Consider the following 20,328-nt stretch of genomic DNA (forward strand, 5'->3'; position numbering starts at 1 on the left):
TTTAATAGAATGGCAAAAGGTATTATGCTGCACGAGGTCGGCGAGCAGGTCGATCAATACTTTCTGATTAAATCTTCGACTAAAGGAATCGCAAGCAACGGAAAACCATTCCTGACGTTAATGCTGCAGGACCAATCGGGAGATATCGAAGCGAAGCTGTGGGATGCCAAGCCGACTGATGAAGTAACGTACGCGGCGCAGACGATCGTGAAGGTGATCGGAGATGTCCATCACTATCGCGGACGAAACCAGCTTAAGCTGAGAAACATCCGGCCGGCCGGTGAGAACGAAAATGTCAGCATTGATGATTTTCTGGAAACGGCGCCGATTCCGAAAAACGAAATGATGGAAACCGTCACTCAATACATTTTTGAAATGAAAAATCCAAACATCCAGCGGATCACAAGACATCTGGTCAAAAAATATGCGGCTGAGTTCATGGATTACCCGGCGGCGGCTAAAAACCACCATGAGTTCGTCTCCGGGCTCGCGTATCATGTAGTGTCCATGCTGAACCTGGCAAAAGCGATTGCCGATCTGTATCCGTCTCTTGACCGGGATTTACTGTATGCCGGAGTCATTCTGCATGATCTCGGCAAAGTAAAAGAGCTTTCAGGCCCCGTCTCCACAACGTACACCGTGGAAGGGAATCTGCTCGGGCACATTTCGATCATGGTGACAGAGCTTTCAAAAGCAGCCGAAGAGCTTCAGATTGACGCTGAAGAAGTGCTGATTCTGAAACATTTGATTTTAAGCCATCACGGAAAAGCGGAATGGGGAAGCCCGAAACCGCCGATGGTGAAAGAAGCGGAAATTCTGCACTACATTGATAATCTGGATGCAAAAATGATCATGATGGACAGAGCGCTGGAACGGGTGAAGCCGGGCGAATACACAGAGCGTGTATTTGCGCTTGAAAACCGTTCTTTCTACAAACCGACTTTCCATCAATAAGATAAAAAGGCCGATTCTCTATGATCGGTCTTTTTTACGTTCAGCTCTCATAACTTGTCTTTATCAAGCATAGCTTAGAATAAAGACTCTGGGTGAAAAAGGGAGGAAACCGACGTGCTATTTTTTCCTTGGTGGGTATACCTTTGCATTATCGGAATTATTTTCAGCGCATATAAGCTTTTCACAACAGCTAAAGAAGAGGAAAAGCTTGACCAGTCGTTTATTGAAAAAGAAGGAAGGGTGTATATTGAACGGATGGAACAGGAACGCGAGCGCCGTATGGCTGCGCCCGCAAGTGAAAACGGGGATGCGGAAGAAAACTCCAATCATTCCATCGCATAAAAAAACTGTGCGGCTCGCCGAGAGCCCGCACAGTTTTTTTATTTAGATTCAGAAGATGTTGAAGTGTTAAACGTGTCTTTTAAGTCTTTGTCTTCCACTTTTACGTCAGCTTTTTTCATGACTTTTTGAATTGCCGCCTGTACAGCTGAGTTGTCGTTTAATTTCTGTTTAAGAACTTCTTCTTTCAGTTCTTTTTTCATGTCATCATATTTGCCGCGTTCTTCCGTCTTTTTGATGATATGATAACCGAATTTTGTTTTGACCGGATCGCTGACTTGTCCGACTTTCAGGCCGAATGCAGCTTTGCTGAATGTTTCATCCATTGACTTTTTATCGAACCAGCCAAGGTCGCCGCCGCTGTCTTTTGATGTGTCAGTTGAGTATTCTTTCGCAAGCGTTTCAAACTTCTCGCCTTTTTTCAGCTTTTTCTCCACTTCGTCAGCTGTCTTTTTGTCAGCGACAAGGATGTGGCTCGCACGGATTTTACCTTTTAAGCCGTCGTAATATTCTTTCGTATCAGCGTCAGTCACTTTGATGTTGTCTTTCGCCGCTTTTTGTGCAAGCAGTTCGTACTTCACCTGATCTTTCAGGTAATCTTCGCCGTACTGCTGTTTAAGGGCGCTGTACTGATCGCCGAGCTGCGTTTTGTACTCTTTCAGCTTGTTATCGATTTCTTTATCCGTTACTTTGTATTTTTTTGCTAATACTTTTTCTTGTACGAGCTGTGTCAGCACACTTGCACCCGCAGTTTTTTTCATGTTCGTGTAGAGCTCGCCTTTTGTTACATTTCCGGCATCTGTCTTGGCGATTACGTCGTTGTCGCCGCTGCTGCAAGCGCTGAGAGCCAGGACGCTCGTTGCCGTAATAGCTGCTATCGCGATTTTCTTCATTCCTTTAAACACTCCTAATCATCCAAATTAAATTGCATATGCGTATCATAACATATTGTGGCTTTCTGTAAAAAGATTTTAAATAAAGGGCATTCGTCTAGTCAAACTTTTTCCTGATACATACAAATATATTGATCATGAAAAGGAGGTAATGAACCATGGGCGGAGGATATTCAAACGGTTTCGCGCTGCTCGTAGTACTGTTCATATTGCTTATCATCGTAGGTGCAGCTTACATTTGTTAAGCGAAACGGATCGCTTTTTCCAAAAGCGGTCCGTTTTCTTACCCGGGCGCCTAATCGTTTCAGAAGTAAATTGCATATGATGTAATTGGAAAAATAAAACGTTTTGTAGGAGGTGCTTTTGGAGATGGGTGAAGTATTTGCAGGCGGTTTTGCATTATTGGTTGTTCTGTTCATCTTATTGATCATCATCGGCGCTTCTTGGCTTTATTAAGAAAAAAATATGGCTGTCGGGGGTCAGACCTCCGTCAGCCATATTTTTTTGCCTGTTTACACAGTAAAGGAGATCTCGACGAATGAAGAGATCAGTAAAATTAAAATAGATACATTAATAAAACGGAATACCTTATCCTGCCGGTCTTCAGGAATCTCTCTGACAAGGCATAATGTATTTGTGAGCCTGTTTATGAAATAAAGAATAAACAGGGCAGCCACGATAAAATAGAATAAAATGATGGGAGATTCCCCCTCTCTCTGAACTGCTCCCATATTACATTACCAAATATTTATTAAAAAAGATAGAATGTAACCTGAAAAATCAGCGGGACATCAAGACTCCGGCACTTTTTTTACTAAAATATCAAAACCGTCGGATTCCTGGTCAATCAGACATGATTTGGGCGCTTTGACCAGATGGAGCGCAAACAGAAGATCAGGCAGGCAATACCCCGCATGAATGCTCGAAATCATATAAAAGTAATGAGCGTGTCTCGGAAATGCCAGTCCGGCATAAAACAATAACGGTGTAATGAATAAAAACGGGCTGATCGTTGAAATCAGCATCGTCGTTTTCGGTATGCCTTTCCATGTCGGCATCCGCAAGAAGTACATTTTCATTTCCTTTTTTCTTTTTTTACAGATCATCGGCAGGACATGTATGACTTTATGTACAAATAAAGTAACAACGAGCAGAACACAAAAAGCAAACACGTGCCCGTCACTTAAACTGATATTCGGACGCAGCAGCCCGAATGCCAAGAAGTTGCATATAAAAAACAGGATCATAAAACCTACAGCAGTCAATAATAAACGAACCGCACCATAATCTTTGATCAGATTAATGGTTTTCCAGCAATTCATCAGAGTCATCCTTCCGTACAAAGATGGAATACAATCTCAAAATAATTTACTCTCTTCAGGAGAAAAAATCAATCCTTTTTTAAAGAAAAAAATAAACCTGGAAAGAGAAGAACAGAAGAGCTCGGTGAAACATGGAAATGTACGGTTTAACCTTTCTTCTCCATTCATTATCAGCTAAAATAAGATTAAAGATAGAAAGAAGTGAAACGGATGGATTCAATGGATCAGCGTATCGGGCGTTTAGAATATTACATACAATTGCTGGTGAAAACGGTGGATATGGATAAGTACCCTTTTTATGCGATGATGATTGAAAAAGGGCTGACCGAAGAAGAAGGAGAAGAGGTCGGGCGGATCTGCCGCGAATTGGAGGACGAGCTGGAGTCGCAAAAAGCGCAAGGCTTTGTGACGTTTGACAAGCTCCTTGCGCTTTTTGCGGGACAGCTGAACGAAAAATTAGATGTTCATGAAACGATTTTTGCTCTGTATGAGCAGGGGCTTTATACAGCGCTGATGGAAGAGTTTATTGAGATTATGAAGCACTTTGATTAACTGTTGATCGGTTCCAGCTCTTCAGCCGTTTCATGGACAGCCGATTCGTCCGTTTTTTTCTTCAGCCTTCCGTCTTCACTTTCAAAATCATTGTTTATGTTTGTCAATGATTTCTCGAATATCTCCATAAAATCTTCGCCGTAAATGTGGCGGATGACACAGGTTAATTCTTCAACCTCAGGAAACTTCCCGAATAAGTGGTAGATCGGCTGTGAGCCTTTGAACACCGCGTTCCTCGACGGATCAAACTCCTCAAGCAGGCTTTCGAATACATTTTCCCCTTCTTCAGTTAACTGAATGTACGTGTTCCGTTTATCATTCAGCCGCTTGGAAAATTTCAGATATCCCCGTTCTTCAAGCTTTTTTGAAAAGTTAAATGCAGTTGATACGTGCATAACGCCGAATTTGGCGATTTCTGAAATAGAAGCTCCTTTAAGCTGATAGGCAATCCATAATATATGATGCTCATTAATATTAAGGTCGTACGGCTTCAGCCAATTCTGCCAGTCTTTCTCGATAGATTTCCAGAGCGCTTTGGACAGCTGCGCCATTTTTTGGGTATAGATTAAAGCTTCTTTTAGATCGTAAGGCGGTTCAACACGATTCAATACAGATCACCTGCTTCACATTTTCTTTTCCTCTATTATGCCAATAAAATAAAGATTAATAAAGATGAAAATTTAAGAATTTTATAATAAATTCTTAATCCTTTGCTGGGAAAGGCTTTAAACCGCAAAAAAAAGTGCGGAACGCAATAGGTCCGCACTTTTTTTGGTTGTATAGGATATTAGTTTTGTAAGGTTTTCTCCAGCTGTCTGATTTTCTCTTCGATATCAGCGATTTCCTTTTGGAGATCCTGCTGGTGCGGCTTGATTTCCTCCTGCCACCTTTTAATGCTGGTCTGAAGCTCTCCGCCTACGTCTTTAATGACTTCTGCGCTTTCTTTCGCCGTTTGGACAAGCTGGTCCTTAAGCGCCATTCCGTCTTTTTTTAACCGTTTGATTGTGTCCTCAATTGAATTGCAATTCTCTTTGATTTTGCCCCGCAGCTCTTTTCCGGATGAAGGAGCCGAGAGTAACACCGCTGCGCCTCCGATCAATCCGCCTACGAAAAGGCCTGTTAAAAGGGAACGTCCGTCAGCCATTTGAAATCACCCCGTTTTTTTTCTCATAACTTTTATCATTTTTGTTCAGAAGAATAAACTTCTATACATAGCTTGCTTTATTTTAGCATATTTTTTAAGGGAAAAGGAGGGAGAAGGTTGTCTGTCTTTATGATTGTTTTATCTTGTATGGCTCTTGTCTTTGCGGCGGGCGCCGTTTATTACCTGAAACTGCTCGGCCAGGCCGCTTCATATCCGCCGAAGCGGGTCGTCCGCCAAAAGGCCATTGTCTGCTCAGCAGGAACCGCCCTCGCATTGTTCCTTATCTTTTTCACAAAACTTCTCGTATAAAACATGCTGAAACACATTAAAAAACCTCTTCCGGCCGGAAGAGGTTTCGGTATGCGGTTATTTCACCGTTTCAATCATATTGGACCGTTTTAAGATCGTCTGCACAATCGGATGCATAATGATCATGGCGATCGCGTTCAGCGCAGCCGCCGGAAGGACGACCGCGAGCACCAAGGCGGTGAATCCGCCCGGCAGGCCGACAATCAGAAGGGCCAGCGCCAAAAAGAGCAAACCGGAGATGAAGGTGCCGGCTATCGTAATGACGGCGGCGGCCGCTGTTTTCACGCTCTTTTTCACCAAAAGCGCCAGCGCGAGAAACAGAAACGCCGTTACCGGTTTTTCAATGATATTCGGAAGCTGTCCGCCCGGAAAAGATGTCGTGAGTGCGGAAATGATTCCCGTTACAATCCCGATCATCAGTACGTTCTGCACACGGGGGAATAACAGAATACCCATAAACATCATCACAAGCATCATATCGGGTTTCATTCCGAATAATACCGGCGGCATAATGGAATGAAGCACCGCTCCGATTGCCGCAAACAGGGCCATAATGACTAATTCTTTTGTTTTCATACTAAGCTCTCCTCTGCTAAGCTTTTTCGCCATCCAATAATATGCTCGTCATTTATTGCGATGGCCGGAAAAATTGATATGCAAACAGTATATCAAAGGAACCGTTATGTTAGAAGAAATTTATTCGTTTTCCTGCTGGAACTTTCTCATAAACTGAGCCAGTTTTTCACAATCAGCCAGGCTGACGGCGTTGTAGATAGACGCCCTGCAGCCTCCGACTGAGCGGTGGCCTCCGAGTCCGATCATTTTAGCCGCTTTCGCTTCTTCAACGAATTTTTTCGTGAGACTGCTGTCGCGGAGGGTGAACGTGACGTTCATGTGAGAACGGCTGTCTTTTGCGGCATGCCCCGCGTAAAACCCGCCGCTTGCGTCGATTGTGCCGTACAGGACATCGGCCTTTTCCTGATTGCGCCGTTCAGCCGCTTCGACACCGCCGTTTTCAGCCAGCCATTCAAGGACGAGGCTCAGCATATAAATCGCAAATGTAGGCGGCGTATTATACAGTGAGTCGGCTTTTGTGTGAGTGGAGTATTTCAAAATTTTAGGGACGTTGGCGTTTTCGTTTTCAAGCCATGATTTTTTCATGATGACGACCGTGACGCCGGACGGCCCGAGGTTTTTCTGGGCTCCGCCATAGATAACATCAAACGTTTTGACATCAATTTTTCTGCTCAGGATGTCGCTTGACATGTCGGCTACGAGCGGGATCGGTGAATTCGGGAACTCTTTCCACTGCGTTCCGAAAATCGTGTTGTTTGACGTAATATGCAGGTAGGCGCCGTCTTTGATTCCTGAGAGGTCCGCTTCCGGTATGTGGTTGTGGTTTGAATCTGCGCTTGTTGCCGTGACGGATGTGTTTCCGAACAGTTTCGCCTCGGCGAGTGCTTTTTCAGACCATGCGCCTGTTACGATGAAGTGCGCCGTTTTTTCCGGTGTTAAAAAGTTCATCGGCAGCATGGAGAATTGAAGGCTTGCGCCGCCTTGAAGAAATAAAATATCATAATCGTCGGGAATATCCATCAGTTCTTTCAGAAGGCTTTTGGCTTTTTGGTGCACCGCATCATATTCCGTGCTCCGGTGGGACAGCTCCATGACGGACATGCCGGTATCATTGAAGTTGACAAATTCTTTTTGTGCTTTTTGCAGCACATCCAGTGGAAGGGCTGCGGGTCCTGCATTGAAATTCGTTGTACGTTCCATGTTTACGATCTCTCCCTGTTTTCCGCTTTAGTGTAAGAAATAATACAATTATCCTATCACAATTTTTTGATTTTTTTGATATGAAAAAATATAATTTTATGTTTTTTGTGTTTCCGGACGCAAAAAAAACCTCATCTTTAAGATGAGGCAAGCCGTTTTCTGACGGTTGAAGCGATCTCCTGAAGATCGTCAGGCGTATAGTCTTCGGCGTGGGGCTTCCAGACAGCCCCGAAACCGTCGCCTTTTCCGTAACGCGGAATGATATGCATGTGAAAATGGAACACCGATTGGCCCGCTTTTTCACCGTTGTTATTGAGAATATTCAGCCCGATCGGCTCGAATTCATCGCGGATGGCGCGTGCGATTTTCGGCACCGCTTCAAAATATTCTTTAGAAAGCTCAGGCGTAAACTCGTACACGTTTTCGATATGTGTTTTCGGAATCACGAGCGTATGGCCTTTTGTGACCTGGCTGATATCAAGAAACGCTGCGACGTGTTCATTTTCGTATACTTTTGAAGACGGAATGTCACCGGCAATGATTTTGCAGAAAATACAATCGTCCGCTTTGTGCATAGATGGGTTTCCTCCCTGAAAAGAAATATATGTATATTCTCATCGTACCACAAAAACGGCCAAAACAAAAAACAGGATGAACGGCTGCGCGTTCACCCTGATGCAGAAGTACGAGCTTTATCACAGAAAATTGAATATGCCTTTTGTAAGCACCTCATTTGTTTTTAAAATGAAGACTTATGGGTCTGCTTAATCATTCCTGGGACAAACACCTCATTTGATTATTTCATCATGAATGAAGAACATCATCAAAGCAGTGTGTGAAGAAATTGTAAGCACAGGACATGTTGATTTTCATCCAACTGTTCTAAGACGTCTTTTATAAACACCTCATTTTCAGTTGATTAAAGCTGTTTCCTTCTACATACATTATGATGTCCGCCAAAACGATAACTATGCACGATTTTCACGTGAGAAAAAAAGGGAATCGTTTCAAATCAGACTTTATTTTTGGTACTATGAAGAAAAACGAATCAGAAGGGGAGAAATTATGTCTCTGCTATCGGTAAAAGACTTAACCGGCGGTTATACGAGAAACCCGGTCTTAAAAAATGTTTCATTCACCCTTGAGCCGAACCAGATTGTCGGACTCATCGGATTAAACGGCGCGGGCAAAAGCACGACGATCCGGCATATTATCGGATTAATGGACCCGCATAAAGGCTCGATCGAGCTGAACGGCAAGACGTTTTCGGAGGATAAGGAAAGCTACCGCTCGCAATTTACGTACATCCCCGAAACGCCGGTGCTGTATGAAGAACTGACGCTCAAAGAGCATTTGGAGCTGACGGCCATGGCGTACGGCCTTTCCAAAGAAACGCTTGAAAAAAGGCTTCCTCCGCTTCTGAAAGAATTCAGAATGGAAAAAAGGCTGAAATGGTTTCCCGCTCACTTTTCCAAAGGGATGAAGCAGAAGGTCATGATCATGTGCGCGTTTCTCGCGGAGCCTTCGCTTTATATCATTGACGAGCCGTTTCTCGGCCTTGACCCGCTTGCGATCAATGCATTGCTGGAGCGGATGGACGCCGCGAAAAAAGCCGGATCAAGCGTGCTGATGTCAACGCATATCCTGGCTACGGCAGAGCGCTACTGTGACGCTTTCATTATTTTACATAACGGCGAAGTGCGGGCAAGCGGCACACTGGAAGAACTGAGAGAGCAGTTCGGCATGAAAGACGCAGCTCTTGATGACTTGTATATCGAACTGACGAAGGAAGACGCCGGCCATGAATAATATGTCTACGATTTGGCAGTCCCGGCTTGAAGAGCATATAAAGGAAACCAGAATGTATATGAAATATATGCTCAATGATCATCTCGTCATTGTGCTGATCTTTTTTATTGCCGGCGCGGCAAGCTGGTACAGCAAGTGGGTCAAAGACATTCCCGTTCATTTTCCGTCATTTTGGGTGATGGCGGTGCTCTTTTCATTTGTGCTGACCGGTTCATACGTCCGGACGCTGTTAAAGGAAGCGGACCTCGTGTTTCTGCTGCCGCTTGAACCGAAAATGGGGACATACTTTAAGCATTCATTTAAGTACAGCTATCTGTCACAGCTGTTTCCGCTTATTGCCCTGTCGCTTGTATGCATGCCTCTGTTTTTCGCTGTAAGTCCGGGGGCGTCGCTTGCGTCGTATGCCGCCGTATTTATTCAGATGCTGGCGGTAAAAGCGTGGAATCAGGCCATGGAGTGGCGGATGACGTTTATGAATGACAGAAGCATGAAAATGATGGATGCGGTCATACGCTTTATCTGCAATATGCTGCTTTTATACTTCGTCTTACAGTCGTTTTATGTGTACGCTGCCGCCGTCTACATTGTGATGGCCGGCCTTTATGTGTATTTCACATCGGCCGCAAAACATAAATCATTAAAATGGGAAGCCCATATTGAATATGAATTAAGAAGGAAGCAGCGGTTTTACAGAATCGCCAATCTGTTTACCGATGTGCCTCACCTGAAGAAACAGGCAAAACGCCGGGCGTATCTCGACTTTTTGCTCAGAATGATTCCGTTTGAACAGCGGAAAACGTTCTCCTATATGTATGCGCGGGCCTTTCTGCGTTCAAATGATTATCTCGGCATTCAGGTCAGGCTCACGATTATTTTTATCCTGATTATTATGCTCGTTTCCGCCAATCCGTGGATAACGGCGGCGTTAACCGTATTTACCGTCTTTATTACGGGGATACAGCTTCTGCCGCTGTTCGGGCATTTTCATCATCTGTCGTTACAGGAGCTTTACCCGGTCAACCAGAAAGCGAAGCTGCAAAGTTTCTTTTCGCTGATGAAATCGGCGTTAACCGTGCAGGCGCTGCTGTTCTGTGCAGCGTCAGCTTATGCCGCGGGAGTCAGCGGGGCGCTGTATGCGGCTGTTGCTTCAGCCGTTCTGATTTTTGTGATCATGCCTTCGTATATGGGCGGAAGATTGAAAAAGTACGGCAAGCTGTAATCAATCGGGTTTTTGAAACCTCAATGAAAGAAGGAGACACAGATGACCGACGATCAGCAGCTGATACAGGAAGCACTGCAATGGAAAGCGCGTTTTTTGCGCAAAGATTCTATGCTTGAACGTTTTTCTAAAGGAATGCAGGCGAAAATCAATGAGCGGATTCCCGATAAAATTCATGCCGTCATCACAGAAAGCATTAAAAAAATGACCGAAGCAACAATGGCTGGTTCAAATCTGGTGAAAAGCAAGCGGGATACACACGGTATGACGCTTGCTGAAAAAGATGCCCTTGCCAGACAAACCATCGTATCGTACCAAAAGGTCGCGGCAGCTGAAGGTATCGGTACGGGGGCCGGCGGAATTTTTTTAGGGATGGCTGATTTTCCTTTGCTGCTATCCATTAAAATGAAATGTCTGTTCGATCTTGCCTCCATTTACGGCTATGATGTGAAAGACAGGGATGAGCGATTGTTTTTGCTGTTTATTTTTCAGCTGGCTTTCTCAAGCGGTGAACAGCGGAAACGCATATACTCAATGATTGAACAATGGGATTCGAAAAAGCATGATGTCGATTGGAGAGTTTTTCAGCAGGAATACCGCGATTATCTGGACGTGGTGAAATTGTTTCAGCTTTTGCCGGTGGTCGGAGCCGCCGTGGGCGGAGCAGCCAATTATAAACTGCTGTCACAGCTCGGTGAGACGGCAAGGCACGTTTTTCATTTAAGAATCAAAGCAGCCGGTACGTAATGTACCGGCTGCTTTTTATGTTTTTATGTCAGCGGGGGTAGCTTACCGCGGCGCCGATAAGCACCTTGGCGGCCGTCAGCATCGCTTTTTCATTAAAATCAAATTTCGGGTGGTGATGAGGATAAATGGTTTCCGCGTTTTCTAAAGCGGCGCCCGTAAAGAAAAATGCGCCTTTTGTATGCTGCAGATAATAGGAAAAATCCTCTCCGGCCATCTGCGGCTCTCCTTCAACGACCTTCGTGACGCCCTCTGTTTCCGCTGCGGCTGCCGCCGCGTGCGCCGCTTCCTCAGGATGATTAACGACGGCGGGATAACCGCGCTTGAAACGATATTCATAGGAAGCGGAGTGCATGGAACAGATTCCTTTTACGACGGCTTCTATTTCTGCTTCGAGCAGGCTGCGCACACTTTCGTCAAACGAGCGGACGGTGCCTGATATGACTGCCTGATCGGCAATCGCGTTAAACGGATTTTCAGCGATGAATGAGCCGGCTGAGATGACGGCCGGCTGCACCGGATTTACCCGTCGGCTGACGATATGCTGAAGAGCCGTGACGATTTGTGAGCCAATTAAAACGGCGTCCTTCGTATCGTGAGGAATCGCGCCGTGGCCGCCTTTGCCGATGACTTTAATCGTAAAGCCGTCAGCGGCGGCCATCACTGCGCCCGGGCGGCATAAGACCGTCCCGACGGGTTCAGTCGCCCAAAGGTGAGTGCCGAAAATGGCATCGACATGCTCGAGGCAGCCATCCTCAATCATTGCTTTTGCTCCGCCGGGAGATAATTCTTCGGCGTGCTGGTGGATCATCACAAATGACCCTTTCAGTTTTTCCCGGTTGCGGTACAGCACTTTTCCGACAGCAAGCAGAGCCGCCGTATGGCCGTCGTGCCCGCAGGCGTGCATGACGCCGGGAATTTGTGAAGCATAGGGCACATCTTTTTCATCCTGTATCGGCAAAGCGTCAAAATCAGCTCTGAGTGCCACGGCCGGTCCCGGTTCACTGCCTTCAATATAGGCTGTGACACCGTTGCCCCCGACATTCGTCCGGATGGGAACGCCGAGCTTTTCATAAAATGAGGCGATGAACGCCGGTGTTTTTTTCTCCTTAAACGATGGCTCGGGATTCATGTGAAGGTGACGCCTGATTTCAACCATTTCCTCATACAGCCCGTCAAGCTGAGCGTTTAAGCTTTTTTGAAGTGTCGTTAACGTCAAAAGCGATGCCCCCTCGTCTGCTTTTCCCATGATTGTATAGAAAATGTCAGAAGATTTCAATCCTTTTGCTACGGGAGAATGATGATGGCGGCGATCGTTGTGACGACTAGCCCGGCCGCAACCGGGATAAAGTTTTTCCTGGCAAGCTCAAACGGATCAACTTTACAAATAGCCGCAGCGGGGATCAGTGCCCAAGGGACCAATGTTCCGCCCCCGACCCAGATCGCTGAAATCTGGCCCAGCGCCGTTAAAACGGCCGGGTCCGTATGAAGCGCGGCAGAAAACAGCTTTGCCATCGAGCCTGCAAGAGATATACCGGAAAACCCTGACCCGTCGAGCCCGGTAATCGCACCGACTGCGGCCAGGGCGATGCCGGCGAATTCTCCGGACATCGGAAAAGAATGGGACAGGGCCAATCCGAGGTCATTGACGATCCCCGCAGATCCTTTCGGCAGCGGGGTGTTCAAAATACTTTTAAACCCCGCGTCACCGAGATAAAAGAAGGCCGCGATCGGAATAACGGGGCCGAATACTTTAAAGCCGAATTGAAAACCGCCGATAAAATACTCGGTGATCTTTTCTAAATGCCGCTCTTTATATACAATGAAATGAACGATCAGGAGAATGCCGATCGCGGTTCCTCCGACGAGTGCCGTCGCCTCGTTTCCCTGCAGACGGTATACGATCATGCAGATAATATCGGCAAGAAAAACAAGCGGAATGAAAACCGCCAGGATCACCCTGAGTTTTTTCGCCAGATACATACTTGTGTCCAAAGAACCGGAGCTGTCCAAGGAGAGGGGGGCCTTCGTTTTTTTTCGATCCCGCATGATGAGGAAGAAAGCGGTGATTGTCGTCGTTAACCCCATGATCAAAACGAGCGGAATACTTGCCTGCATGACATCGCCCACGGGAATGCCCGCGGCATCGGCCGTTAATTTCGGGGCCGCCTGAATGACGTAATCCCCAGATAAAGCGAATCCGTGGCCGAACAGGTTCATCGCCATAGCCGCGGCGATCGGAGAAAGGCCCGCCCGGATCGCTGCGGGAAGCAGCACAGCGCCGATCAGCGCCACACCGGGTGACGGCCAGAAAAAAAGAGAGATGGCAAACATCAGACAGCCGATAACCCAATACGCGACAGCCGGCCCTTTCATCAGCTTTGCAAACGGAGAAATCATCGCTTCATTAATACCGGTTTTGGTCAAGAGGCCGCTCATCGCCACGATAAAACAAATGATAAAAATCGTCGGAAGCAATTCTCCGGCGGCATACGTGAAGCTGTGAAACAGGCTGCTGACCGAAGCGGAGAATGAATGCGTCGTCCATAGCGCAATCACAAAAATGCCGGCGAGTGAAATAAAGGTTGTATCTTTTCTGAGAAGCATAAAAACGATAATGGCCGCGATAAAAGCAACATAAAGCAGATGTACCGAGTAGACGCCGATCCCCAATTGAACCACTCCGTTTATAAATAGGATTGCTACAGGGTATTCATAGGCGGGCGGAAGGTGCAAAGAACGAAGCGTAAAATCGGGACATTAAAAAAGCCGGAGAATCTCCGGCGGTTTTTTAGTCTATTGCGTAATAAGCGGTTACATAAGACGGACGGGAAAAAATAGACGTCGTGTCGATGCCGGCAGATGTTCCGCGTTTTTTATGAGCTTCCTGATAAGAGTTTGACTGCTGCCAATCCTGAAAGGCTTTTTCCTCTTCCCACAGGGTCAAAATGACATACGTATCGCCTTCGAGCGGTCTTAATACGCGGATGGCTTGAAAACCGGGTTCATTTTCCACTTTGCCGGCGCGGTTTTTAAACCGGTTTTCAAACAGCGGACGGCCTTCCTGGGTAACGGCGATGTTGTTGAGGACGGCGTAGCCCGGATTTTTGATTTCCCCGACGCTGTCGATGCTTTCATAGGAATGGGGCGCCTGAAAAACGGTTTCTCCATTTGTTTCATGAATTAAAACCGCATTATCCTCCCCTTGCATCAGCACCATATTCTCACTCGGGTGTTTCTTTGCAATCGTCTTTAAAAAATCGGCTGTCCCGTATGTAATATAAACCTTCATATCAGCCACCTCCTGCTTGCTAGTATATCAAAAGAGTGGTATAAGTTTCTATTGGCGACTCATTCTGACATAATTCGAAACAATATTTCCCATACTACAAGTTAAGAAAGGCGAGGTGACTTATGCTGAAAAAGAAAAAAAGATTCTTTATTCCGGCTGTAATTGCGGCGGCAACCGCTTTTCTCGCGTTAATCGGATACATTATCATTATATTTCTCGGCCATTATGTCATCGATGAAAAGAAATTAATACTGCACGCATCTTCAAAAATCGTCGATCAAAACGGTGATGAAATCGCGAGCCTCTATACGGAAAATCGCGAGCCGGTATCCATTCAGCAGGTTCCGGAAGATGTGAGAGATGCCTTTATCGCCGTTGAAGATAAACGGTTTTACGAACATCACGGCATTGATGTGAAGTCTGTCGGCCGGGCGGTGTTCCGGGATGTTTTAGCAGGCGGCAAGGTGGAAGGCGGAAGCACGATCACCCAGCAGCTGGCGAAAAACATTTTTCTGACTCATGATAAAACATTTTTGCGCAAGACGAAGGAAGTCATTATCGCCATCAATCTTGAGCGTGATTACAGCAAGGACAAGCTGCTTGAAATGTACCTGAACCAGCTTTATTTCGGCCATGGCGTTTACGGCATTCAAGCCGCGTCCCACTACTACTTTAATAAAGAAGTAAAAGATTTAACCGTTGCGGAAGGAGCCGTTCTGGCAGCGATTCCGAAGGCGCCATCTCTTTATTCGCCGATTCAGCATCCGGATAAAAATAAAGAACGCCGCGATACGATTCTTGCAATGATGAACGACCAAGGCTATATCAGCGCCAAGGAAGCCGTCAGAGCCCAGGGCCGGACATTGGGGCTTCATGTCAAGAAAACATCAGAAACGCCTTGGTTTGACAGTTATATCGATCTTGTCATCAAGGAGGCGGAATCCCGTTATTCGATGTCGGGTGAACAGCTGCTTCAAGGCGGCTATACGATCCGGACGTCACTTGATTCCAAGCTGCAGAAAACGGCATACACCCTCATGAAGGAAAGCGGCTATTTTCCGGGGACGGATCAGGCGGCAGAGGGAAGCGCCGTCTTTATTGATAATAAAACCGGAGGCGTGCGCGCGGCGGTCGGCGGACGCGACTACGTGACAAAAGGATACAACAGGGTTACGGCGAAGCGGCAGCCGGGCTCAACGTTTAAGCCGATTGCCGTATACGGGCCCGCCATGCAGGAAGACAAGTTCAAACCGTATTCGCTTCTCCAAGACAAACTCACGTCCTACGACGGGTATGAACCGAAAAATTATGACGGACAGTACAAGGGGGAAGTGACGATGCAGGATGCGATCACTTACAGCATAAATGCGCCCGCTGTCTGGACATTGAAGCAGATCGGCGTAGATACGGGAAAATCGTATCTTGAGAAAAACGGTATAAACATTTCTGACAACGGACTCGCGATTGCGCTGGGCGGTCTGTCTGAAGGCGTCACCCCGCTTCAGCTTGCCGGAGCTTATCATACCTTTGCGGCAAGCGGAATGTATACGAAGCCATTTTTTATAGAGAACATCTCGGACGAAGACGGAGAAACGTTGTCCGGGCCTAAAAACGGCAAAACGCGCGTCTTCAGCGGACAGACGGCATGGAATATGACGAGAATGCTTCAGCAGGTCGTAAAAGAAGGAACCGCTTCACAAGGCAGCTATCAAGGTGACCTGGCGGGGAAAACCGGCACGACCACATTTACCGGCGTCCCCGGCGCGACAAAGGACGCCTGGTTTGCGGGATACACTCCCGGACTGACGGGAGCCGTCTGGATGGGCTATGACAAAACGGATAAAACCCATTACCTGAAAGGCGGAAGCCAATACCCGGTCAGACTCTTTAAAGATATCGTTACAAAAGCGGGGGAAAACGGCCGGACATTCAAAAAGCCTGAAAATGTGAAGGAACTGGGCAGCCCGATTGAGCTGGAGGCGGTAAAGTCCCTGTCGGCCCGTTATACATTTAAGGCGATGGGACTGATTACGGTTCAATTAAAATGGGATATTCAAAAGGATGATCGGGTTGTTTACCGAATATATGAGAAGAAAGACGGAAAAGACAAGCTTCTGGATTCGGTGAAAGGAAAAGGCAGCTTTGACATACCGTACGCCAATCTGTTTTCAGGGGCTTCATACAAAGTCGTTCCATATAATTCACAGACGGATCAAGAAGGAGAGGGAACGGAATACGTTCAGCCGAAGCTTTTTTCTTCTTAATCATGAATTCGGCGATTTTTTGAACATTAAGCCTCAATTCTATACGCTTTTGAAAAAACAAGGTATAGTGTAATGGGCGAAGAACACGAACGTATGGTTGCAGGAGGAAAGGTGGAAATTCAGATGAGTAAACGAGAAGCGTTTAATGATACGTTTTTAAAAGCGGCACGGGGAGAAAAGACAAATCACGTCCCTGTCTGGTACATGAGACAGGCGGGGAGGTCGCAGCCGGAATACCGCAAGCTGAAGGAAAGGTACGGCTTAGTCGAAATTACGCATCAGCCCGAGCTGTGCGCGTATGTGACGAGGCTCCCGGTCGAGCAGTACGGAGTGGACGCTGCCATTTTATATAAAGACATTATGACGCCGCTTCCTTATATCGGAGTGGATGTTGAAATAAAAAACGGAATCGGCCCGGTGATCGATCAGCCGGTGCGCTCTGCTGCGGATATTGAAAAGCTCGGCGAACTGAATCCCGAACAGGATGTTCCTTACGTGCTGGAAACGATCCGATTACTCGTAAACGAACAGCTGAATGTTCCGCTCATCGGTTTTTCGGGAGCGCCTTTTACGCTGGCCAGTTATATGATTGAAGGCGGGCCTTCTAAAAATTACAACAAAACAAAAGCGTTTATGCACAGTATGCCGCAAGCGTGGCAAATGCTGATGGACAAGCTCGCGGACATGATTATCGTTTATGCAAAAGCGCAGATTAACGCCGGCGCAAAAGCCATTCAGATTTTTGATTCATGGGTCGGCGCGCTGAACCGCGAAGATTACCGGCAGTTTATAAAACCGGTGATGGACAGAATTTTCCGGGAGCTTTCTGCAGAGCAAGTTCCGCTGATCATGTTCGGCGTAGGCGCAAGCCATCTGGCCGGGGATTGGCATGACCTTCCTCTTGATGTCGTCGGTCTTGATTGGAGACTCGGCATAGATGACGCCAGAAAACAAGGCATTACAAAAACGGTTCAGGGCAATCTTGATCCGTCGCTTCTTCTTGCGCCTTGGGAAGTCATCGAGAAAAAAGCGAAAGCGATACTTGATCAAGGCATGAAAGCGGACGGGTTTATTTTCAATTTAGGGCACGGCGTATTCCCTGATGTCAATCCGGAAACGCTGAAAAAGCTGACGGCGTTTGTACATGAATATTCCGCTGCCAAAAAAACGGAACAATCTTCCTGAGCAGATCGTTGGTTATAAGTAGATTTTCCTGTCAAAATCAAGGTAGACAGACCATCAAAAGAGGTGTTTAACAAAATGAGCAGCAAAAAGAAAATGGGGCTTCTTGTCATGGCTTACGGAACGCCTTACAAAGAAGAGGACATAGAACGTTATTATACGCATATCAGACGCGGAAGAAAGCCGGAGCCTCATATGCTTCAAGATTTAAAAGACAGATATGAAGCGATCGGAGGCATTTCTCCGCTGGCGAAAATCACGCAGGAGCAGGCGGAGAAGCTCGCACAGCGTTTAAATGAAATCCAGGATGATGTAACATTCAAAGTGTACATCGGATTAAAACATATTGAACCGTTTATTGAAGACGCGGTGGCGGACATGCATAAAGACGGCATTACAGAAGCTGTCAGCCTTGTGCTCGCCCCTCATTTTTCAACATTCAGCGTCCAGTCATACAACAAACGCGCGAAAGAAGAAGCGGAGAAGCTCGGCGGCTTGACCATCAAGTCCGTTGAAAGCTGGTATGATGAACCGAAATTCGTTGATTATTGGGTCGGCCAGGTGAAGAAAACGTATGAATCAATGCCGAAAGAAGAACGGGATGACGCGATGCTGATCGTCTCAGCGCACAGCCTTCCTGAAAAAATTAAAGAATACGGCGATCCGTATCCTGACCAGCTGGAGGAATCCGCAAAACTGATTGCCGAAGGCGCCGGAATTACCGAATACGCAGTCGGCTGGCAAAGCGAAGGGAACACCCCTGATCCGTGGCTCGGGCCGGATGTGCAGGATCTCACGCGCGAGCTGTATCAAAAGCATCCTTATAAGGCATTTGTATACGTGCCCGCAGGCTTCGTTGCCGATCATTTAGAGGTGCTTTACGATAATGATTATGAATGCAAAGCTGTGACTGAAGAAGTCGGCGCAAGCTACTATCGTCCGGCCATGCCGAACGCACAGCCTGAATTTATCGACGCGCTTGCAGCGGTCGTGCTGAAAGAGCTGGACAAGTAGAATTAAACGGTAAAGAAGGCGATAAAAATGAGTGGCGATAAAAAACATCTGGTCATCATCGGCGGCGGCATAACGGGATTAGCCGCCGCCTTCTACATGGAAAAAGAAATCAAAGAAAAACAGCTGCCGCTTGAGGTCACCCTGATCGAAGCGGGCCCGAGAGCCGGCGGCAAAATTCAGACGGCGCATAAAGACGGCTACATCATTGAGCGGGGCCCGGATTCTTTTTTGGAAAGGAAAAAAAGCGCGCCGCAGCTCGTCAAGGATTTGGGGCTTGAGCATCTGCTCGTCAACAATGCGACCGGACAGTCTTACGTGCTCGTCAACGAGACGCTTCATCCGATGCCGAAGGGCGCGGTGATGGGCATTCCGACCAAAATCGCTCCGTTCATCTCCACCGGTTTATTTTCTGTTCCCGGAAAAGCGCGGGCGGCGCTTGACTTTGTCCTGCCTGCGAGCAAACCGAAGGAAGATCAGTCTCTGGGTGAATTTTTCCGCAGACGCGTCGGTGACGAAGTTGTTGAGAATTTAATAGAACCGCTATTATCAGGGATTTATGCCGGAGATATTGATAAGCTGAGCCTCATGTCTACGTTTCCGCAATTCTATCAGACTGAGCAAAAGCACAGAAGCCTGATTCTCGGTATGAAAAAATCACGTCCGCAGCCTTCGGGACAGCAGCTGACGGCCAAAAAGCAGGGCCAGTTTTTAACGCTGACGACAGGGCTTCAAACGTTGGTGGAGGAGCTGGAAAAGCAGCTTACGCTGACAAAGGTGATGAAAGGAACGAAAGTCACCCATATCGGCCGCGAGGAGAAAGGATATTCCGTGACGCTTGATAACGGCAAAGTGCTCTATGCGGAAGGATGCATAGTAACAGCCCCGCATAAAGCCGCGGCGAAAATGCTTTCTGATCTGCCGGCGGTTTCATGTCTCAAAGACATGCATTCTACGTCCGTTGCCAACGTCGCCTTAGGTTTTCCTGAGGGAGCCGTCAAGATGGAGCATGAAGGTACGGGATTCGTAATCTCAAGAAACAGCGACTTCTCCATCACGGCCTGCACATGGACGAATAAAAAATGGCCGCACGCGGCGCCGGAGGGCAAAACGCTTCTCAGGGCGTACGTCGGAAAGGCCGGAGATGAATCCATCGTAGATCTTTCAGATAACGAGATCATTAAAATCGTAATGGAAGATTTGAAAAAAGTAATGAAAATGAATGGCGAACCGGAAATGACCTGTGTGACCCGCTGGAACGAAAGCATGCCGCAATACCATGTCGGCCATAAGGAGCGCATCAAAGAGTTCAGAGATGCGCTGAAAGCTTCCTATCCGGGCGTATACGCGACGGGCGCGTCATTCGAAGGGGTGGGCATCCCCGACTGTATCGACCAGGGAAAAGCCGCCGTATATGATTCACTGGCTTATTTATTTGAAACGTACCAGCCTCCGTTATCGTAAAACGGAGGTTTTTTTGCATGTTCCCGTTCTGTAAAGGGAACACCAGTAAAGAGA

General features: G+C 47.0%; 24 protein-coding genes. 13 read left to right on the top strand and 11 right to left on the bottom strand.

Annotated elements, in window-relative coordinates:
• Positions 1-9: 9 nt before the first annotated feature.
• Positions 10-954 carry a 3'-5' exoribonuclease YhaM gene (gene yhaM / locus K3G25_RS00645; RefSeq protein ID WP_003155251.1) on the top strand — a complete coding sequence of 315 codons (945 nt, stop codon included), beginning with the start codon at positions 10-12 and terminating at the stop codon, positions 952-954.
• Positions 955-1,068: 114 nt separating this feature from the next.
• Positions 1,069-1,296 carry a sporulation YhaL family protein gene (locus K3G25_RS00650; RefSeq protein ID WP_012117207.1) on the top strand — a complete coding sequence of 76 codons (228 nt, stop codon included), beginning with the start codon at positions 1,069-1,071 and terminating at the stop codon, positions 1,294-1,296.
• A 38-nt stretch (positions 1,297-1,334) separates the two neighbouring features.
• On the opposite strand, the gene K3G25_RS00655 is transcribed toward K3G25_RS00650, so the two are convergent.
• Complete coding sequence (locus K3G25_RS00655) at positions 1,335-2,186, bottom strand: peptidylprolyl isomerase PrsA (RefSeq protein WP_021494927.1); 852 nt, start codon at positions 2,184-2,186, stop codon at positions 1,335-1,337.
• Positions 2,187-2,344: 158 nt separating this feature from the next.
• Here K3G25_RS00655 and yhzE1 point away from each other — a divergent pair, with 158 nt between their 5' ends.
• Entirely contained in the window at positions 2,345-2,431 is an 87-nt protein-coding gene (gene yhzE1 / locus K3G25_RS00660; RefSeq protein WP_017417375.1) for a sporulation protein YhzE1, read from the top strand.
• A gap of 124 nt (positions 2,432-2,555) precedes the next feature.
• Entirely contained in the window at positions 2,556-2,642 is an 87-nt protein-coding gene (yhzE2, locus tag K3G25_RS00665) for a sporulation protein YhzE2 (protein ID WP_003155248.1), read from the top strand.
• Positions 2,643-2,698: 56 nt separating this feature from the next.
• Here yhzE2 and K3G25_RS00670 read toward each other — a convergent pair whose 3' ends face one another.
• Positions 2,699-2,917, bottom strand: coding sequence for a hypothetical protein (locus K3G25_RS00670; RefSeq protein ID WP_003155245.1), 219 nt, complete (start codon positions 2,915-2,917; stop codon positions 2,699-2,701).
• Between the two features lie 60 nt (positions 2,918-2,977).
• The gene (locus tag K3G25_RS00675; RefSeq protein WP_007409225.1) at positions 2,978-3,508 is read right to left on the bottom strand and encodes a DUF3267 domain-containing protein; all 531 of its coding nucleotides are present in this window, start codon (positions 3,506-3,508) and stop codon (positions 2,978-2,980) included.
• 210 nt (positions 3,509-3,718) lie between these two features.
• Between K3G25_RS00675 and K3G25_RS00680 the strand changes: the two genes are divergently transcribed.
• A complete protein-coding gene (locus K3G25_RS00680) occupies positions 3,719-4,060 on the top strand; it encodes a YhaI family protein (protein WP_003155243.1) in 342 nt (113 codons plus the stop codon).
• On the opposite strand, the gene K3G25_RS00685 is transcribed toward K3G25_RS00680, so the two are convergent.
• Together K3G25_RS00685 and K3G25_RS00690 are read right to left on the bottom strand one after the other, a co-directional pair.
• Entirely contained in the window at positions 4,057-4,668 is a 612-nt protein-coding gene (locus K3G25_RS00685) for an HTH-type transcriptional regulator Hpr (RefSeq protein WP_014417329.1), read from the bottom strand. The two genes, K3G25_RS00680 and K3G25_RS00685, sit on opposite strands and share 4 nt — an antisense overlap.
• A gap of 179 nt (positions 4,669-4,847) precedes the next feature.
• Positions 4,848-5,204: a YtxH domain-containing protein gene (locus K3G25_RS00690; protein ID WP_014417330.1), complete on the bottom strand. Its 357-nt coding sequence runs from the start codon at positions 5,202-5,204 to the stop codon at positions 4,848-4,850.
• A gap of 117 nt (positions 5,205-5,321) precedes the next feature.
• Between K3G25_RS00690 and K3G25_RS00695 the strand changes: the two genes are divergently transcribed.
• Positions 5,322-5,513: a membrane protein YhzF gene (locus K3G25_RS00695; RefSeq protein ID WP_007409223.1), complete on the top strand. Its 192-nt coding sequence runs from the start codon at positions 5,322-5,324 to the stop codon at positions 5,511-5,513.
• A gap of 57 nt (positions 5,514-5,570) precedes the next feature.
• Here the strand turns inward: K3G25_RS00695 and K3G25_RS00700 are convergent, their stop codons facing one another.
• The 3 genes from K3G25_RS00700 to K3G25_RS00710 form a co-directional block, all read right to left on the bottom strand.
• Entirely contained in the window at positions 5,571-6,089 is a 519-nt protein-coding gene (locus tag K3G25_RS00700; RefSeq protein WP_014417331.1) for a tryptophan transporter, read from the bottom strand.
• A 120-nt stretch (positions 6,090-6,209) separates the two neighbouring features.
• Positions 6,210-7,289 (bottom strand): 3-phosphoserine/phosphohydroxythreonine transaminase, encoded by a 1,080-nt coding sequence (gene serC, locus K3G25_RS00705; protein WP_014417332.1) that lies wholly within the window; start codon positions 7,287-7,289, stop codon positions 6,210-6,212.
• 137 nt (positions 7,290-7,426) lie between these two features.
• On the bottom strand, positions 7,427-7,864 hold the full coding sequence (locus K3G25_RS00710) for an HIT family protein (RefSeq protein WP_021494930.1): 438 nt from the start codon (positions 7,862-7,864) through the stop codon (positions 7,427-7,429).
• A gap of 490 nt (positions 7,865-8,354) precedes the next feature.
• On the opposite strand from K3G25_RS00710, the gene ecsA reads away from it, so the two are divergent.
• The 3 genes from ecsA to K3G25_RS00725 are packed head-to-tail and all read left to right on the top strand — an operon-like array spanning position 8,355 to position 11,064.
• Positions 8,355-9,098 carry an ABC transporter ATP-binding protein EcsA gene (ecsA, locus tag K3G25_RS00715; protein ID WP_003155231.1) on the top strand — a complete coding sequence of 248 codons (744 nt, stop codon included), beginning with the start codon at positions 8,355-8,357 and terminating at the stop codon, positions 9,096-9,098.
• The gene (locus K3G25_RS00720) at positions 9,091-10,317 is read left to right on the top strand and encodes an ABC transporter permease (protein ID WP_007409219.1); all 1,227 of its coding nucleotides are present in this window, start codon (positions 9,091-9,093) and stop codon (positions 10,315-10,317) included. Before ecsA ends, K3G25_RS00720 begins: the two co-directional genes overlap by 8 nt.
• Before the next feature lie 42 nt (positions 10,318-10,359).
• Entirely contained in the window at positions 10,360-11,064 is a 705-nt protein-coding gene (locus K3G25_RS00725; protein ID WP_095060912.1) for an EcsC family protein, read from the top strand.
• 28 nt (positions 11,065-11,092) lie between these two features.
• Here the strand turns inward: K3G25_RS00725 and K3G25_RS00730 are convergent, their stop codons facing one another.
• The 3 genes from K3G25_RS00730 to hmoB form a co-directional block, all read right to left on the bottom strand.
• Positions 11,093-12,280, bottom strand: a complete 1,188-nt coding sequence (locus K3G25_RS00730; RefSeq protein WP_137987994.1) for a M20 family metallopeptidase — start codon at positions 12,278-12,280, stop codon at positions 11,093-11,095.
• 68 nt (positions 12,281-12,348) lie between these two features.
• A complete protein-coding gene (locus tag K3G25_RS00735) occupies positions 12,349-13,734 on the bottom strand; it encodes a hypothetical protein (protein ID WP_232489525.1) in 1,386 nt (461 codons plus the stop codon).
• Positions 13,735-13,852: 118 nt separating this feature from the next.
• On the bottom strand, positions 13,853-14,353 hold the full coding sequence (gene hmoB / locus K3G25_RS00740) for a heme-degrading oxygenase HmoB (RefSeq protein WP_017417382.1): 501 nt from the start codon (positions 14,351-14,353) through the stop codon (positions 13,853-13,855).
• Between the two features lie 122 nt (positions 14,354-14,475).
• Between hmoB and K3G25_RS00745 the strand changes: the two genes are divergently transcribed.
• The 4 genes from K3G25_RS00745 to hemY all read left to right on the top strand — a co-directional run bounded on the left by K3G25_RS00745 (position 14,476) and on the right by hemY (position 20,274).
• Entirely contained in the window at positions 14,476-16,617 is a 2,142-nt protein-coding gene (locus tag K3G25_RS00745; RefSeq protein ID WP_232489526.1) for a transglycosylase domain-containing protein, read from the top strand.
• 123 nt (positions 16,618-16,740) lie between these two features.
• Positions 16,741-17,802, top strand: coding sequence for a uroporphyrinogen decarboxylase (hemE, locus tag K3G25_RS00750; protein ID WP_179155970.1), 1,062 nt, complete (start codon positions 16,741-16,743; stop codon positions 17,800-17,802).
• A gap of 75 nt (positions 17,803-17,877) precedes the next feature.
• Positions 17,878-18,813 carry a ferrochelatase gene (gene hemH / locus K3G25_RS00755; protein WP_017417385.1) on the top strand — a complete coding sequence of 312 codons (936 nt, stop codon included), beginning with the start codon at positions 17,878-17,880 and terminating at the stop codon, positions 18,811-18,813.
• Positions 18,814-18,840: 27 nt separating this feature from the next.
• Positions 18,841-20,274: a protoporphyrinogen oxidase gene (hemY, locus tag K3G25_RS00760; protein WP_014417341.1), complete on the top strand. Its 1,434-nt coding sequence runs from the start codon at positions 18,841-18,843 to the stop codon at positions 20,272-20,274.
• Positions 20,275-20,328: the final 54 nt, after the last annotated feature.

Origin of the sequence: Bacillus sp. FCW2, assembly GCF_021228595.1 — a bacterium.
Classification (GTDB): Bacteria; Bacillota; Bacilli; order Bacillales; family Bacillaceae; genus Bacillus; species Bacillus velezensis.